The sequence below is a fragment of the Pseudomonas sp. GW821-FHT05H12 genome (genome assembly GCF_059419385.1).
In genome coordinates this window covers 1-17,235 of sequence record NZ_JBWKRS010000064.1, presented here as the reverse complement: position 1 = coordinate 17,235, position 17,235 = coordinate 1, and the positions used below count along the sequence as shown (strand labels likewise).

Here is a 17,235-nt window from a genome sequence, read left to right as displayed (position 1 = left end):
CCCCCCCCCCCCCCCCCCCCCCCCCCCCCCCCCCCCCCCCCCCCCCCCCCCCCCCCCCCCCCCCCCCCCCCCGCTCCTACAGGGTCGGGGACAATTCAGGACCTGGAGGGCAGTTCAGGAGGTGAGGGTGTAGCTCAAGAGGGAGGGCAAGTCGACATCCCACAACACGCCAGGATCATCCACTAGGATCTCCCTGACAGCGCCAGCGGCAAACAGCGACCGAGCGCCGCGATCACCCGCCAACGCCGTCAACCCCGGCCCGAACGCACGACCAAACGCCACCGGATGCCCATACTGCCCCGCCTGCACCGGGACGTGGATGCGATCCACTTCCAGCCCCTCGACCACCTGCTCGATAGTCGACGCCTGAATAAACGGCATATCCCCCAAAACCACCAGCCAACCGTCAGCCGAACCACTGGCCGCCACTGCTGCAGCGATGCTCTCGCCCATGCCGGCCGAGTGCAGCAGCAAAACCTCACAGCCATAGGCCTTGGCCAGTCGAATCACTTCCGTACGCTCAGGCGAGGTCACCAACAGACGCCGTGCCACGCGCGCAGGCAAATTCGCCAGCACCTGCTCGATGACCGCTCGCGTTACGCCATCCCGGCTCGTGCAATCGGCCAGCAATTTATCCTTATCCGCCCCCGCTTCAGCGCGAAAACGCCTGCCCTGCCCTGCCGCCAGCACAATCGCCGTGACTGTCACTCGGCCAGCACCGACAGCGGTTTTTTCTGCACCGCCGCCACGCCATTCTTGATCGCGACAATTTCCGCCATCAGCGACAAAGCGATTTCCGCCGGGGTGTGGCTGCCGATATACACGCCGATCGGCCCGTGCAGGCGCGCAATCGCCTCCGCCGACAGGCCGAGCTGCGCCAGGTTTTCCCGACGTTTCTGGCTGTTAACCCGCGACCCCAGCGCGCCAATGTAGAACGCCCTGGAATTCAATGCCGTGAGCAAGGCCATGTCATCCAGACGCGGGTCATGGGTCAGACAGACAATCGCGGTGCGTTCATCGGTCTGGATATTCAGCACCGCTTCATCCGGCATTCCCGGCACGAAGCGACCCTGCTGTTCCTCCCAACCGTAGACAAACTCTTCACGCGGGTCACAGATCAGCACATCAAAGTCCAGCAGCCGCGCCATCTCGGCGACATAACGCGACAGTTGCCCGGCACCGATCAACAACAGGCGCCAGCGCGGGCCATAAATGGCACGCAAGCGTTGGCCGTCAAAGCTCACCACATCCGTCTTGCTGGCATCGCTCAGGGTGACTTCACCGGTCGCCAGGTCCAGCTCCCGCGCAACGATCTGATGATCCTCGCAACGCGCCAGCAGCTCAGCCACCCAGGCCCACTCCACCACGCGCTCCTCGGTCAGGCGCAACGTACCGCCACACGGTAGCCCGAATCGGGCGGCCTCGTCGCGGGTCACGCCGTAGGTCACCAGTTGCACCGGTGGCCCGTCATCCGCCAGCCGACCGTCCTGCAGGCGCGCAATAAGGTCGTCCTCGATGCAACCGCCCGACACCGAGCCAATCACCACCCCATCACCGCGCAGGGCCAGCATCGCCCCCGGCGGACGCGGCGCACTGCCCCAGGTCTGCACCACGCTGTACAGCACCACCTGTTGCCCGGCGCGGCGCCACTCCAGCACGCTGCGCAAGACATTCAGATCCACGCTGTCCATCAGGCCTTCGCCTCTTGCCAGCCTTGCAACTGGTAACGCACCGGCAGGTTGCGGATACGCTTGCCGGTGGCGGCGAAGATCGCATTGCACAGTGCCGGCGCAATCGGCGGCACGCCAGGCTCGCCCACGCCACCCAACGGCACCTCGCCTTTGGGCGTCACCAGGTGCACCGCCACTTCCTTGGGCGCCAGAGACATGCGCGCCACCTCGTACATATGGAAGTTGTCCTGCTGGACCTTGCCATCCTTGAAGCTGATCTCGCCCAGCACCGCGTTGCCCAGACCCATCACGCACGCACCTTCGAACTGCGAGCGGATGCGCTCCGGGTTGATCTGCGGGCCGCAATCCACGGCAATATCGGCCTTGTGCACGATCAATGTGCCATCGCCCTTGACCTCGACCTCGATCACGGCCGCCACGTACGTCACAAAGCTGTAGTGCACCGCTAAGCCCAGGCCACGCCCCTTGGGCAACGTGCGCCCCCAGCCGGCAGCCTTGGCCGCGGTTTCCAGCACGCCGCGCAGGCGTGCGGTGTCGATCGGGTAGCGCTCGGGGGATTCGCCGTAGTTCCACTCATCGCTCAGGGTCTTGGGATCGATCTGACGGTCCGGCCCGAGCAACTTGAGCTGGTACTGCAGCGGATCCTGGCCAGCCTTGTGGGCCAACTCATCGACAAAGCTCTGGATCGCAAACCCGTGAGGGATGTTCGACACCGAACGGTACCAGCCGACGCGGGTGTGGGCCGCCGCTTCGGGGTTTTCCAGGCGCACATTGGGAATCGCGTAGGCCATGTTGGTAAAGCCCATGCCCAGCTCAAAGGCCGCCTCGTGGTTCATGCCCGGCGCGAACAATGCCGTGATGCTCGGCGCCACGGTGCGGTGCAGCCAGGCCGACGGCAGGCCATCCTTGTTCAGGCCGGCCTTGAGGTACTCGGCCGACACGGTGTGGAAGTACGAGTTGTGGATGTCATCTTCGCGGGTCCATTGCACCCGCACAGCCTTGCCCGGAAATTCCTTGGCCAGAACAGCGGCTTCGATGATGAAGTCAGGCTTGGATTTGCGCCCGAAGCCACCACCCAGCAAGGTCACGTTGAAGGTCACGTTATCGAACGGCAGCCCAAGGCGCTCGGCGATGCGCTCGCGGGTCACCTGCGGCGCCTGGCTGGGGCCCCAAGCCTGGCACTCACCTTTGTCGAAGCGCGCAATGGCGACCATCGGCTCCATTGGCGATTGCGACAGATGCGGCAGGTAGTAGGCGGCTTCCAGAGTGCTGTCGGCCTCGCCCATGGCCTGGTCGAGGGTGCCGGTGTTGCGCACCACTTTGCCCGGCTTCAAGGCAGCGGCTTCCAGCTCCTTGCGATAGTCGATGGAGTTGTAGCCGGCATTCACGCCGTCTTCCCAGACAATGCTCAGCGCGTCCCGGCCCTTGATCGCGGCCCAGGTGTTGCTGGCCACCACGGCCACACCGCCGAGGGGTTGGAACTCGGAGGGCAAGGGGCGGCTTTCGATTTCCAGCACCTTGATCACACCCGGCACCTTCAAGGCCGCCGACGCATCGAAGGATTTGACCTTGCCGCCATACACTTTGGGCCGTGCGATGGTGGCGTAAAGCATGCCGTCAAAGTGCACGTCCGCGCCGTAGACCGCGCGCCCGTTGACGATGTCGGCGCCGTCGATGGCCTTGACGCCTTCCTTGCCGATATAACGGAATTCCGACGCTGGCTTGAGGCGCAAGCTGTCACGGGCAGGTACCGCCAGCGCACCGGCGGCGGCCGCCAGCTCGCCATACCCCAGCTCACGGCCGCTTGGCTGGTGAATCACTTTATGCAACTGCGCCCGGCATTCAGCCAGCGGCACTTTCCACTGATCGGCAGCCGCTTGTTCAAGCATCGCCCGAACGCTGGCGCCGCAGCGACGCATCGGCTCATACCAGTGGCGCATGCTGCGTGAGCCGTCGGTGTCCTGGTTGCCGTAGCGCACTTCGTCGCCCGGCGCCTGCTGGACTTTCACGTGCGCCCAATCGGCTTCCATTTCATCGGCCACCACCAGGCTCAGACTGGTGCGCACGCCCTGGCCCATCTCCGAACGGTTGCACACCACGGTCACTGTGCCGTCGGTGGCGATGCTGACGTACACCTTGGGGTCATCGATCAGCCCGTTGGGCATGGCGTCGCCGCCGTATTTCTTCACGGCATCGGCGGCGAATGCATCGGGCAGGCCCCAACTGGCGGCGATCACCAATGCGCCGGTGGCGCCCACACCTTTGAGGAAGCCACGGCGGCTGAGGTTATTCAGCACGAAATCAGCAGGTAACTGGCTCATGCCTTGGCCCCCTGCAGGTGGGTGGATGCCTGGCGGATCGCGGTCTTGATACGGTTGTAGGTGCCGCAACGGCAGATGTTGCCGACCATTGCCTCTTCGATCTGCTCATCGCTGGGGTTGGGGTTGGTTTTCAGCAAGGCGGTGGCCGACATGATCTGCCCGCCCTGGCAGTAGCCGCACTGGGCCACGGCGGTGTCCAGCCAGGCTTGCTGCACCACCTGGCCGATGGGATCGGTGTGCAGGTTGTCGATGGTGCTGATGGCCTGGCCTTTGACCGAGCCGATCGGGGTGATGCAACTGCGTGCCGGTGAGCCGTCGATGTGAATGGTGCAGGCGCCGCACAGGCCCATGCCGCAGCCGAACTTGGTGCCGTTGTAGCCCGCCACGTCGCGAATCGCCCACAGCAGCGGCATATCCTCGGTGACATCCAGTTGATGGTCTTGACCGTTGAGTTTCAGGGTAATCATGGGCACGCCCGCCTATTCACACTGCGTTGAGGGGCGAGCCATCTGGCGCAAAAAGGTCTTGCTGGTTCGGTGCGCGCAGATCGGCTCAGGCTGAGGAGGCTCTCTTGTGAAGACGGGTCTTCACCGGGCCTTTGATGGAGCATTTACTTAATGTAAACCAAAAAACCCGGGAGTGGCCGGGCAGAAACGCAAACGCCCCGAACAAGTCGGGGCGTTTGTGGGTAGCCGGGGCGTCAGTTCACGCCATCAGCGACTTACTTGACGACAGGTGCAGGGCCTTCGGCCACGCCCAGGTCATCCAGCTCGCGGGTTTCGGAGATACCGGTACCGCCAGAGTCCAGCTCGCGCTGCAGCTTGTCGGTGTCCAGTTCCTTGACCCACTTGGCCACAACGATGGTGGCAACAGCGTTACCCACCAGGTTGGTCAGTGCACGGGCTTCGGACATGAAGCGGTCGATACCCAGGATCAGCGCCAGGCCGGCAACCGGCAGGTGGCCCACGGCCGACAGGGTGGCAGCCAGTACGATGAAGCCCGAACCGGTCACGCCTGCAGCGCCTTTGGAGGACAGCAGCAGCACCAGCAGCAGGGTGATCTGGTGGGTGATGTCCATGTGGGTGTCAGTCGCCTGGGCGATGAACACGGCAGCCATGGTCAGGTAGATCGAAGTACCGTCGAGGTTGAAGGAGTAGCCGGTTGGAATCACCAGGCCTACTACGGATTTCTTCGCGCCCAGACGCTCCATCTTGACCAGCATGCGTGGCAGTGCGGATTCGGAGGAGGAAGTACCCAGTACGATCAGCAGCTCTTCACGGATGTAGCGAACCAGCTTCAACACGCTGAAACCGTGCGCGCGGCAGATGGCGCCCAGCACCACGACCACGAACAGGATGCAGGTGATGTAGAAGCAGATCATCAGCTGGCCCAGTTGCACCAGGGAACCTACACCGTAGGCGCCGATGGTAAACGCCATGGCGCCCAGGGCACCGATTGGCGCGAGCTTCATGATCATGTTGATGATGTTGAACATCACGTGGGCGAAGCGATCGATGAAGTCCAGTACCGGCTTGCCGTAGGCACCCAGGCGGTGCAGGGCGAAACCGAAGATCACCGAGAACATCAGTACTTGCAGGATGTCACCGTTGGCAAAGGCGCCGACGATGGTGTTCGGGATCACGTTGAGGATGAAGCCGACAACGCTCTGGTCCGCACCTTGAGTCACGTAGGTGGCGATTTTCGAGGCATCGAGCTTGGTAACGTCGATGTGCATGCCGGCGCCCGGCTCGATCACGTTGACCACGACCAGGCCTACCAGCAGGGCTATGGTGGAAACGATTTCGAAGTACAGGAGCGCGTAGCCGCCGGTCTTGCCGACCGATTTCATGCTTTGCATGCCAGCGATGCCGCTGACAACGGTGCAGAAGATGATCGGGGCGATGACCATTTTGATCAGCTTGATAAAGCCGTCACCCAGTGGCTTGAGGGCCACACCGGTCTGCGGGTAGAAGTGACCGAGCAAAATACCGATAACGATTGCAACGATCACCTGGAAATACAGGGATTTGTACAGTGGCTGACGAGTCGTCATTGCAAAGTTCCTCAATCGTCCCGTGTGGCAAAGATCCGCCATTGCCCACGACACTTGAATTGCGAACCCTCCTGCACTGGAGGGATTTGTTGTTTGCGAGGTCCTTTAAAGCAGGCCTGCGCTGTCATCTCTATCGCAAACGCCGTGCCACTTTCCTTAAAAACCCTGAAGGCCTTTAGACATCAGGGCTTGGGGTTTTCATCCACCTGCCAGCCCCCCAAACAGGGTGGCGGAATTCCGCCCGCTCGCCCAATCCTGTCCTACAAATTGGCGGATATCCGCCTTGTCGCCCCGGCAGGTGATGGCTAACATCCGCCACTCCATGGACGAGGCCCTCACATGCGTGAACGTACCATCGCCAGTCACTACGCCCGGGCCGCCCTCGGCGGTGCGCGCCGGGCCGGTTATGACTATTCGGGCCTGCTGCAGCAAGTGGGCATCCCCCCCGAGCTGCTGACCGAACCCCGCGCCCGCATTGCGCCGGAGCAATTTACCCGGCTGTTGCAAATGCTCTGGCTGGCGCTGGACGACGAATACCTGGGCTTCGCCGAGGGGCCGAGCAAACGCGGCACCTTCGCCATGATGTGCCACGCACTCATCCACTGCCGCACCTTGGAGAAGGCTCTGGAACGCGGCTTACTCTTTTATAGCCTATTCCCGCAGGGTCCGCGTTGGCACCTGACAAGAGAGGGCGACATGGCCCGCTTGAGCCTGGACGACTCGCAACTGTGGGATCCGGATCACTTCCTCAGCGAATGCCTGCTGGTGATCTGGCATCGCTTGGGCAGTTGGCTGATCGGCCAGCGTATTCGCCTGAACCAGGCCACCTTCAGTTACCCGATGCCGGCCCACGCGGGCGAATATGACCTGCTGTTCCCCTGCCCCCAGGTGTTCGGCGCACCGAACAGCAGCCTCGTGTTTCCCAGGCGCTACCTGAGCCTGCCGCTGTTGCAGGACGAACGCACCCTCAAGCACTTTCTCGAACGCTCCCCCGCCGACCTGCTGTCACGGCCGGATGAAGGCGACAGCCTGAGCAGCCAATTGCGCCGCCTGCTCAGCCGCGACCGCACGCCCTGGCCAGACCTGGAGGCCGTCGCCCAGCACCTGCACATCAGCCCGCAGACCCTGCGTCGGCATTTGCGTGAGGAAGGCACCAGCTACCAGGCGCTCAAGGATGAGCTGCGGCGGGACATCGCCATCTACCATTTGGGGCGGGCGGATTTGTCGTTGCAGGAGATTGCCGAGCAGCTGGGGTTTTCCGAACCGTCGGCGTTTCATCGGGCGTTCAAGAAGTGGACGGGGGTGACGCCGGGGGCGTATCGCGCGCAGGAGAGTTAGAGGTGTGTCGCCTGCACCGGCCTCTTCGCAGGCAAGCCAGCTCCCACAGGTGATGGGGCTCACCGTTCAAAATATGTGTGAATGCATTAACTGTAGGAGCTGGCTTGCCGGCGATGGCGTCAGATGAGTATTGATGCGAGTGACGCTTTCGCGAGCAAGCCCGCTCCCACACTTGAAGGGGTTCACAGTTCAAAATGTGGGAGCTGGCTTGCCTGCGATGAGGCCAGCACGGTCAATAGAGATCACACCGCCGGAAAATGAATCTTGAAGGCCGCCCCACCCAAAGGCGAATCCCCCAAGGTCAACCGTGCGCCGTAGCTCTCTATGATGTCCTTGACCACCGCCAGCCCGATCCCCTGCCCCGGGTGCTGGCGGTCCAGGCGTTCACCGCGCTGCAGGATCCGCGCGCGTTGGTCGGGCGGCACGCCTGGGCCATCGTCTTCAATGCACAACTCGGAGCCCTCCAGGCTTTCCACCAGGCTGATGCGCACTTCGCTCAGGCACAGGCGGTAGGCGTTTTCCAGCAGGTTGCCGAGCATCTCAAGCAAGGCGCCCTTCTCTATCGGCACGTCGCAGTCCTCGGGCAGCTCGAAGGCCACGGTCACGCGCTTGTCGCGGTACACCTTGTCCAGCGTGTCGCACAGGCTTTGCACCACCGGTTCCAGGCGCACCTGGTGGCGTACCAGGCCGCTCTTGCGCAGGCTCGCGCGCTGCAATTGATAGCCGATCTGTTGGCTCATGCGCTCGATCTGCGATTGCAGCACCCAGGCCTGGCCACGGTCTTCGGGGCGCTGGGCCATGTCCTCACTCACCCCCTGCAATACCGCCAACGGGGTTTTCAGGCTGTGGGCCAAGTCATCGAGGGAGTCACGATAACGCGCCCGTTGCTCGCGCTCGCTGTGCAGCAGGCGGTTGAGCGAGCCGGTCAGGCGCAGCAGCTCACGCGGGTGTTCCTCGGTGAGGCTTTCACGGGTGCCGCCTTCGATCTGGTCCAGTTCCTGGCTGAGGCGCCGCAGGGCTTGCAAGCCCCAGGTCAGGCCCAGCCACAACAGCGTCAACAGCACCAGCAAGGCCGCGCCGAACCCCAGGTAGAGGTTCTCACGCAGGCCTTCGAGGGTCAGTTGGTATTCGCGCACCGGTTGCAGGGCGACGATACTGAATGCCGCGCTCTTGCCGCCCAGCAGCCTGACCTCGACGTCGTACACGAAGAATTCCTGGCCGTTGGCCTCGCGGATCCGCGCAAACTCGTTGCCGCGCCCGTCATAGCGCGGCTTGTAGTTGATGTTTTCTTCCTGGGTGGCGCGCGAACGCCACACCAGGTGGCCTTCGCGGTCGTAGATATAGCCGAGCAAGCGGCTATCGGTGAGGTTGAAGCGTTCGTCCGGCAACTGCGCCGGCATCAGCAGGCGGTTGTTTTCAACGCGTGCCGCTGAAATCAGCGTGGTGACATCCGACGCCAGGCGCTGCTCGATGGAATCCTGCAGCGCCAGGCTGAACGCCCCTTGCATGGCCGGCAACAAACCGAGCATAAACAACACGGCCAGGGTGGCGGCCGCCAACATCAAGCGCACACGAAGCGAGCGAATCAACGGCAGCGCTCATTGAACAGGTAACCCAGGCCGCGCACGGTGTCGATCGGCTTGAACCCGGCCGGGCCTTCCAGCTTGCGACGCAGGCGGCCGACCAGCACTTCGATGACATTCGGATCACGCTCGTCATCGTCAGGGTAAAGCTGTTCCATCAGGCGGTCCTTGGCGACCACCTGCTGATGGTGGCGCATCAGGTATTCGAGAATGCGGTACTCGTACGCGGTCAACGCCAGAGGCTGTTCATCCAGGGACGCCTGCTTGCGGTTGAGGTCCAGCAGCAACGGGCCGGCGACGATGGTCGACTGGGTGAAACCGCTGGAACGGCGTAGCAAGGCGTTCATCCGCGCCTCCAGCTCTTCGAATTGGAACGGCTTGACCACATAGTCGTCAGCACCGGCGGCCAGGCCTTCGACCTTGTCCTGCCAGTTGCCACGGGCGGTAAGGATCAGGATCGGGAAAGTCTTGGCCTGTGTGCGCAGTTGGCGGATCAGGTCCAGGCCGCCCATGCCGGGCAGGCCCAGGTCGATGATCGCCAGGTCATGGTTGAATTGCCCGGTCTGGTACAAGGCTTCTTCGGCGTTGGCCACGGCTTCGACCACATGCCCGCTGTCGGTCAGGCGGGTAAACAGGTGATGACGCAGCAACGCCTCATCTTCTACCACCAGCAATTTCATAAGGCTCTCCAAGGCGATTCAACTGTCCGACAGAGGGATATCATAGCGGCCCTGCAGGTCTTGCGGGCGCAGTTTAATGCCATTGTATTGGCCCGTCAGGTGTTCATAGCCGGTACGGTAGGCCGGTTGCGGCGTGGCAAGGCCCAGGGACTGGCCCCAGGGCGCGGCCTGGCTGCCCACCTCTTCAAAGCTGACACGCTGGATCAACGTGCTGGATTTCTTGGTTTTCTCGCTACCGAATGCCGCGAAGGCACCGTCGGACGCCTGGACGCCGGCAGTGGCACTGAGCATGGATAACGCCAACATCAGCTTTTTGATCGCAGTCATGGGGCTTACCTCTACGCGTTTTGGCTGTAGGGCCAGACTACGCAGGCGCCCCTGAACTCCCCCTGAACGGGCTCTGAACCGCGCCTGAACCGCTACGGGCTATCCTCCGGCGCGCCACCTGAAGCAAAATAGTACCCATGACGCCCCTACCCGCTTGCTGCACCCCACTCGACGCCCATTGGCCGCTGCCCGAACCCTTGCCCGGCACGGTGTTCCTCAGCACCCGCTTCGACCCCACCCTGCTCGCGCAGGGTGATTTCCTGCGCTGCGCCGTGCCGCCCCCGGCCAGCATCCAGCGCTCGGTGGCCAAGCGCCAGGCCGAATTCCTCGCCGGCCGCCTGTGCGCCCGCGCCGCCCTGCAACAGCTCGATCAACTGGATTGCGTACCCGCCATCGGCGACGACCGGGCGCCGGTCTGGCCGGCCCATATCAGTGGTTCCATCACCCACAGCACCGGGCACGCGGCAGCGATTGTCGGGCACAAGGCGCAGTGGCGCGGGCTGGGGATGGACCTGGAAAATGTGCTAAGCCTGGAACGGGCGGAGCGCCTGGCAGGGGAAATTCTGACGGCTGATGAGCTGCAACGCATGGCCAGCGTGCCGCGTGAGCAGATTGCTTTAGGGGTGACGCTGACGTTTTCGGTCAAGGAAAGCTTGTTCAAGGCGCTCTACCCGATTGTGCAGAAGCGCTTTTACTTTGAGCATGCCGAGGTGGTGGAGTGGTCGTCGGGCCGGGTGCGGTTGCGACTACTGACGGACTTGTCCGAAGAATGGTGCCATGGCAAGGAATTGGTGGGGCAGTTTGCGGTGGACGGGGAGCAGTTGTTGAGCCTGGTGGCCATCAGCGCCTGATGAATCGCCATCGCCGGCAAGCCGGCTCCTACAGTTGAGTCGGGAATGCGTTCCCCTGTAGGAGCCGGCTTGCCGGCGATAGCGGTGTCAGCCTTTATCCTGATCCCTGGGCCAACTCAGGCTGAAGCACGCCCCACCCAAGTTGTTGCTCTTGCCGATCAACGCCCTTCCGCCGTGCCAATAAATGATCCGCCGCACAATCGACAGACCCAGCCCGTGCCCGCCCGAGGCCCGCGTGCGGCTGTCGTCCAGACGCAGGAACGGCGTGAAGATGCGCTCCCAGGCGCTTTCCGGCACGCCGGGGCCGTCGTCTTCCACGTCGATGCGGCAACGCACCTGGCCCACCTGATAACTGATCAACACCTGGCCCTGGGCATGACGCATGGCGTTGCTCACCAGGTTTTGCAAGGCGCGGTGCAAGTAACGCGGTTCGGCGTCGACCCACGCGTCATCCCAATGCGCCGATGACAGGCAAATACCACGACTCACGGAGACTTGCGGACGCAGTGGCGATAATTCGCCGATCACCTGATCGAGCAACGCGCTGAGGTCGACGCGCTGGAAATTCAGCTCGGGCGCACCCTGTTCCAAGCGTGCATAGGTGAGCATTTCATCCACCAGGCCATCGAGGTCCTGGATATCGCTGTCCATGCCTTCCAGGTATTTGCGCCGCGCTTCAGGCGTCGTAGCGTCGCCGACCATTTCCAGGCCAAAGCGCAAGCGCGCTACCGGCGTGCGCAACTCGTGGGACACCGCGCGCACCAATTCACGCTGGATCGCCAGCAATTGCTGCAGGTGCTCGGCCATGCCATTAAAGGCGGCGGCCAGGCGCCCGACCGAGTCTGCGCCCCGGGCCGGCACGCGCACTTCGAGGTTGCCCTTGGCAATGCGAGTGGCCGCGGCTTCCAGGCCTTTGAGACGGCGTTCCAGCTGACGCACCAGTAAATAGACGATCAGGCCGATCAGGGTCAGGCTGATCAGCGCGATCAGGATCAGCCATTGCGGCGGGTACGGGTTCATCTGGTACAACGGGCCGATCTCCAGCACCCACGGCGTGCCGACCATGCCGGCGAACACACGGATCGAATCACCGCCCTTGCCCAGGGCCATCACCGTATCGCCCTCGGATACGCGGCGGCGCTGGTCGTCGTCCATGTCAGCCTCATTCAGGGTCATGAGGTGCATATCAAAACCAAAGCCCTTGGCTTCTTTTATGTCTGCCAGTTTTTGCGGCTGCTCGGCGACGGGAAAGCGCACCAGCTCATCAGCCAGCAGATAAATAGTGGCGCGGGCCAATTGCTCGCTGATTTGCTGCACTTCGCCGGTGAGCACCAGCTGATCCTGCTCGCTGACCAGGCGCAACACCCGTGCGGCGTGAGGCCCGGTCTGTTCCACCAGCACCTGGCCACGTTGCAGGCGGTTGCGTTGGCTCAGGTCCAGTTGCGCATCGGCCAGGGGGCGCAGCTCCAGGGGGATCCCCAGCAAGCGCTCCCACACCGCCAAGGCGCGCTGGCGTTCGATGGCGCTCATGGGTTGCAGGTTGTCACCCATCAAGGCAAAGGTGCCGTGGGCCAGGCGCTCGCGGTATTGGCCGCTGCGCACCTCGTTGAGCAGGTGCAGGGCCAGTACGCCAAGCAGCGCCACCAGGATCAGCGCGGCGCACATGCCGCCGTAGATGCGCAGGAAGATCGAGTTCACAGCGACAGGTCGGCGGCGGCTTCGGGGACGAACAGGTAGCCTTTGCTGCGGATGGTCTTGATCAAACGTGGGTGGATCGGGTCGTCGCCGATCTTGGGCCGGATGCGCGAGATGCGCACATCGATGGAGCGGTCCTGGCCGTCATAGCCAATGCCACGCAGGGCGATGAAGATTTCTTCGCGGGAGAGGATGCGCCCGGCATTCGCCACCAGCAGCCACAACAGGTCGAACTCGGCGCTGGTCAATTCGATACCGCCTTCATGCAACCAGGCTTCGCGCAGGGCGTTGTCCACCACCAACGGGCCGAATTGCAGGCGGCGCTGGTTTTCCACGCTGGTCGGTTCGGCCGGTTCACTGCGCCGCAGCAACGCCTGGATACGCGCCAGCAACAGGCGTGGGCGCACGGGCTTGCACACGTAGTCGTCAGCGCCCATGTCCAGGCCGAGGACCTGGTCCATATCGTCGGTGCGCGCGGTCAGCATCAGGATCACCCCGTCGTAGCGCTCACGCACGTTGCGGCAGATGCTCAAGCCGTCTTCGCCGGGCAGCATCAGGTCGAGAATGACCAGGTCTGGCTGTTCGGCGACGATGCGTGCCGCCGCCCGGGCCCCGTCGCTTTCCACCGAGACGCGCAGGCCGTTGCTCTCCAGGTAATCACGGGTCAACTCGGCGAGACGCTCGTCGTCCTCGACGATCAGTATTTGCCAGGCTTCTTGCTCCACGGGTGGTCCTCATTGTTATTAGAAGTTCTTCTGACCCGTGGAGATCCACAGTTTGATCTCCATCGGTCATACCCTGTTTGTCATGTTTTGAGGGCATAACGGATGCCGATTGTAGCCACGGGCCAGTCCCCTAACACAAGCCTGGAAATCCATTCGGTGATCGCGTTTTTTTGTGATAGGGTTCGCGCCCTCAAAAATCCAACCCGCTGTTTTTACCTTGGAATATTCAGTGACAAACGGCCGAATCCAGCAGTAGTGCGGCCTACACGGGTGTTCCACGTTTCATACACATTTTACCCACAGCGTTATCCACAGGTAGTGCGTTGCTAAGCCCCCAAAAACGCATTATCTTGTACCTCGACGCTAAAAAAACCCTACATGTAGGGTTTTAAGCGAAAAACCAAACACAGATCAGACAAGAAATTCAAGAGGTTTCTTGCGCCCGTTTGGTTGAACCAAAGCATTTTTTGAAAGCCCAAACCGCGCACGCGGATGGCAAGCGTTTTCCAGCCCAACGGGCAGAAAACGGTACGGGTGTTGCAGTGCTTGAAGCGGGCAACTGTCACCCACCAGGAATACGGTCAAGGGCTTTTCAGCCCCGAACCGAAGACTTCGGCATGGAAGCGGCGCGAACAGCTCCCTTCCTCCTGTCCCGAAGTTGTTATGCCAGGCCCTTGGCCTGTTGTAAGTGCTTCAGGACGGAACGGTGGGCACCTTGATGGTGCCCAAATAAATATAGAATGTGGAGACAACCCCCCATGCAAACCGACACAACTCGCGAGAACCCGCAAGGCTCCGTGCCGCAGGCCGCTGATTCGAACCTGGATCTGTCCGCCACCGCACCCGGCCAATTGCGAGTGATCAAGCGTAACGGCACTGTCGTTCCTTACACCGATGACAAAATCACCGTCGCCATCACCAAAGCGTTTCTTGCAGTTGAAGGTGGCACCGCTGCTGCCTCGTCGCGCATCCACGACACCGTTGCCCGCCTGACCGAACAAGTCACCGCGACCTTCAAGCGTCGCATGCCGTCGGGCGGCACCATCCACATCGAAGAAATCCAGGACCAGGTCGAACTGGCCCTGATGCGTGCCGGCGAGCAGAAAGTCGCCCGCGACTACGTGATCTACCGCGACTCGCGCGCCAAAGAGCGTGCCGTGCGCTCCCCAGCTGAAGAAGCTGCGGTACAAGCTCACCCATCGATCCGCATCACCCTGGCCGACGGCAGCTTTGCACCGCTGGACCTGGGCCGCCTGAACACCATCATCACCGAGGCCTGCGAAGGCCTGGAAGAAGTCGATGGTGACCTGATCCAGCGCGAAACCCTGAAAAACCTGTACGACGGCGTGGCCCTGACCGACGTCAACACCGCTCTGGTGATGACCGCCCGTACCCTGGTTGAACGCGAGCCGAACTACTCGTTCGTGACTGCGCGCCTGCTGATGGACACCCTGCGTGCCGAAGGCCTGGGCTTCCTGAAAGTCGCCGACAGCGCCACTCACCACGAGATGGCCGACCTGTACGCCAAAGCCCTGCCGGCCTACATCGCCAAGGGTATCGAATTCGAATTGCTGAACCCGGTTCTGGCCACCTTCGACCTGGAAAAACTGGGCAAGGCGATCAACCACGAGCGTGACCAGCAGTTCACCTACCTGGGCCTGCAAACCCTGTACGACCGTTACTTCATCCACAAGGACGGTATCCGCTTCGAACTGCCGCAAGTGTTCTTCATGCGCGTGGCCATGGGCCTGGCGATCGAAGAGAAGCACAAAGAAGACCGTGCGATCGAGTTCTACAACCTGCTGTCGTCCTTCGACTACATGTCGTCGACCCCGACCCTGTTCAACGCCGGCACCCTGCGTCCACAGCTGTCCAGCTGCTACCTGACCACCGTGCCGGATGACCTGTCGGGCATCTACCACGCGATCCACGACAACGCCATGTTGTCCAAATTCGCCGGCGGCCTGGGCAACGACTGGACCCCGGTGCGTGCACTGGGTTCGTACATCAAGGGCACCAATGGCAAGTCCCAGGGCGTTGTACCGTTCCTGAAAGTGGTGAACGACACCGCCGTCGCCGTGAACCAGGGTGGCAAGCGCAAAGGCGCTGTGTGTGCCTACCTGGAAACCTGGCACATGGACATCGAAGAGTTCATCGAGCTGCGCAAGAACACCGGTGATGACCGTCGTCGTACCCACGACATGAACACCGCCAACTGGATCCCTGACCTGTTCATGAAGCGTGTCTTCGATGACGGCAAGTGGACCCTGTTCTCGCCCTCCGAAGTGCCGGACCTGCACGACCTGACCGGTAAAGCCTTCGAAGAGCGCTACGAGTACTACGAAGCCCTCACCGAGTACCCAGGCAAGGTCAAGCTGTTCAAGACCATCCAGGCCAAAGACCTGTGGCGCAAAATGCTGTCCATGCTGTTTGAAACCGGCCACCCATGGCTGACCTTCAAAGACCCGTGCAACCTGCGCAGCCCGCAGCAGCACGTGGGCGTGGTCCACAGCTCGAACCTGTGCACCGAGATCACCTTGAACACCAACAAGGACGAGATCGCCGTTTGCAACCTGGGCTCGATCAACCTGCCGAACCACATCGTCAACGGCAAGCTGGACACCGCCAAGCTGGAGCGTACCGTCAACACCGCCGTTCGCATGCTCGATAACGTGATCGACATCAACTACTACTCGGTGCCACAGGCGCAGAACTCCAACTTCAAGCACCGTCCGGTTGGCTTGGGCATCATGGGCTTCCAGGACGCGCTGTACCTGCAGCACATTCCTTACGGTTCGGATGCTGCGGTCGAGTTCGCCGACAAGTCCATGGAAGCGGTCAGCTACTACGCGATCCAGGCTTCCTGCGACCTGGCCGACGAGCGCGGCGCCTACGAGACGTTCCAGGGTTCGCTGTGGTCCAAAGGCATCCTGCCGCTGGATTCGCAACAGATCCTGATCGAAGCCCGTGGCCAGAAGTACATCGACGTTGACCTGAACGAATCCCTGGACTGGGCGCCGGTACGTGCCCGTGTGCAGAAAGGTATTCGTAACTCCAACATCATGGCCATCGCACCGACCGCCACCATCGCCAACATCACTGGCGTGTCGCAGTCGATCGAACCGACCTATCAGAACCTGTATGTGAAATCGAACCTGTCGGGCGAATTCACCGTGATCAACCCGTACCTGGTCCGCGACCTGAAAGCCCGCGGCCTGTGGGACTCGGTCATGATCAACGACCTGAAGTACTACGACGGTTCCGTGCAGCAGATCGAGCGCATCCCGCAAGAACTCAAAGAGCTCTACGCGACCGCCTTCGAAGTGGACACCAAGTGGATCGTTGACGCCGCCAGCCGTCGTCAGAAGTGGATCGACCAGGCTCAGTCCCTGAACCTGTACATCGCCGGCGCTTCGGGCAAGAAGCTGGACGTGACCTACCGCATGGCGTGGTACCGTGGCCTGAAAACCACTTACTACCTCCGTGCCCTGGCTGCGACCAGCACCGAGAAGTCGACCATCAACACCGGTAAGCTGAACGCTGTTTCCAGCGGCGGCAACCACGGTGACGACTCGGTTCTCGCCGCTCCAGCCGGTCCGGCGCCAGTGCCAAAAGCCTGCGCGATCGACGAGCCGGATTGCGAAGCTTGCCAGTAAGCTGAGCCGGTAGGCGCGCAAAGGCGCCTACCCGAGAACCCCCGCCAAGCCTCCGGGCTTGCCGGGGGTTTTCTTTTATGGGCGTGGCACGGGCCTCTGTTTGGACATGCAATCACCTGTGGGAGCTGGCTTGCCGGCGATAGCGGTGTATCAGCCACATAGCTATCGCAGGCAATCTGAACTGGTCAAGTATTCTTGGACACCATTTAAGGTTCATGCCGCCAGTCTCTCCCTGACAACCGGCGACCGGTAATCGTTGTAACTGTGGGGCCTAGTGATGTTGTAGCGTGAGACATAACGCTGCACATCGGCTCG

13 protein-coding genes are annotated in these 17,235 nt (G+C 62.1%); 3 read left to right on the top strand and 10 right to left on the bottom strand.

The features are described from left to right. Positions 1–114 precede the first annotated feature (114 nt). From AC07SU_RS29915 to AC07SU_RS29895, 5 genes are all read right to left on the bottom strand, one after another. The gene (locus AC07SU_RS29915; RefSeq protein WP_494999148.1) at positions 115–708 is read right to left on the bottom strand and encodes a nucleotidyltransferase family protein; all 594 of its coding nucleotides are present in this window, start codon (positions 706–708) and stop codon (positions 115–117) included. Then, entirely contained in the window at positions 705–1,691 is a 987-nt protein-coding gene (locus AC07SU_RS29910; RefSeq protein WP_494999147.1) for an XdhC family protein, read from the bottom strand. The genes AC07SU_RS29915 and AC07SU_RS29910 overlap by 4 nt, the downstream gene beginning before the upstream one ends. Then, positions 1,691–4,012: a xanthine dehydrogenase family protein molybdopterin-binding subunit gene (locus AC07SU_RS29905; RefSeq protein ID WP_494999146.1), complete on the bottom strand. Its 2,322-nt coding sequence runs from the start codon at positions 4,010–4,012 to the stop codon at positions 1,691–1,693. Before AC07SU_RS29905 ends, AC07SU_RS29910 begins: the two co-directional genes overlap by 1 nt. Continuing rightward, positions 4,009–4,479 carry a (2Fe-2S)-binding protein gene (locus AC07SU_RS29900; RefSeq protein ID WP_176997933.1) on the bottom strand — a complete coding sequence of 157 codons (471 nt, stop codon included), beginning with the start codon at positions 4,477–4,479 and terminating at the stop codon, positions 4,009–4,011. Before AC07SU_RS29900 ends, AC07SU_RS29905 begins: the two co-directional genes overlap by 4 nt. Before the next feature lie 254 nt (positions 4,480–4,733). Continuing rightward, a complete protein-coding gene (locus AC07SU_RS29895) occupies positions 4,734–6,065 on the bottom strand; it encodes a dicarboxylate/amino acid:cation symporter (RefSeq protein WP_176997934.1) in 1,332 nt (443 codons plus the stop codon). Positions 6,066–6,404: 339 nt separating this feature from the next. Between AC07SU_RS29895 and AC07SU_RS29890 the strand changes: the two genes are divergently transcribed. Continuing rightward, entirely contained in the window at positions 6,405–7,403 is a 999-nt protein-coding gene (locus AC07SU_RS29890; RefSeq protein ID WP_494999145.1) for an AraC family transcriptional regulator, read from the top strand. Positions 7,404–7,645: 242 nt separating this feature from the next. Here the strand turns inward: AC07SU_RS29890 and AC07SU_RS29885 are convergent, their stop codons facing one another. The 3 genes from AC07SU_RS29885 to AC07SU_RS29875 are packed head-to-tail and all read right to left on the bottom strand — an operon-like array spanning position 7,646 to position 9,993. Then, a complete protein-coding gene (locus tag AC07SU_RS29885) occupies positions 7,646–8,992 on the bottom strand; it encodes an ATP-binding protein (RefSeq protein WP_494999144.1) in 1,347 nt (448 codons plus the stop codon). Further along, entirely contained in the window at positions 8,989–9,666 is a 678-nt protein-coding gene (locus AC07SU_RS29880; protein WP_010208358.1) for a response regulator, read from the bottom strand. Before AC07SU_RS29880 ends, AC07SU_RS29885 begins: the two co-directional genes overlap by 4 nt. A gap of 18 nt (positions 9,667–9,684) precedes the next feature. Then, entirely contained in the window at positions 9,685–9,993 is a 309-nt protein-coding gene (locus tag AC07SU_RS29875; RefSeq protein WP_176997937.1) for a hypothetical protein, read from the bottom strand. Positions 9,994–10,130: 137 nt separating this feature from the next. Here AC07SU_RS29875 and AC07SU_RS29870 point away from each other — a divergent pair, with 137 nt between their 5' ends. Then, entirely contained in the window at positions 10,131–10,844 is a 714-nt protein-coding gene (locus AC07SU_RS29870; protein WP_494999143.1) for a 4'-phosphopantetheinyl transferase family protein, read from the top strand. Positions 10,845–10,931: 87 nt separating this feature from the next. Here the strand turns inward: AC07SU_RS29870 and AC07SU_RS29865 are convergent, their stop codons facing one another. Together AC07SU_RS29865 and AC07SU_RS29860 are read right to left on the bottom strand one after the other, a co-directional pair. Further along, entirely contained in the window at positions 10,932–12,542 is a 1,611-nt protein-coding gene (locus AC07SU_RS29865) for an ATP-binding protein (RefSeq protein ID WP_494999142.1), read from the bottom strand. Continuing rightward, positions 12,539–13,264: a response regulator gene (locus tag AC07SU_RS29860; protein ID WP_494999141.1), complete on the bottom strand. Its 726-nt coding sequence runs from the start codon at positions 13,262–13,264 to the stop codon at positions 12,539–12,541. Before AC07SU_RS29860 ends, AC07SU_RS29865 begins: the two co-directional genes overlap by 4 nt. A 758-nt stretch (positions 13,265–14,022) precedes the next feature. Here AC07SU_RS29860 and AC07SU_RS29855 point away from each other — a divergent pair. Further along, complete coding sequence (locus AC07SU_RS29855) at positions 14,023–16,920, top strand: ribonucleoside-diphosphate reductase subunit alpha (protein WP_494999140.1); 2,898 nt, start codon at positions 14,023–14,025, stop codon at positions 16,918–16,920. Positions 16,921–17,235 lie beyond the last annotated feature (315 nt).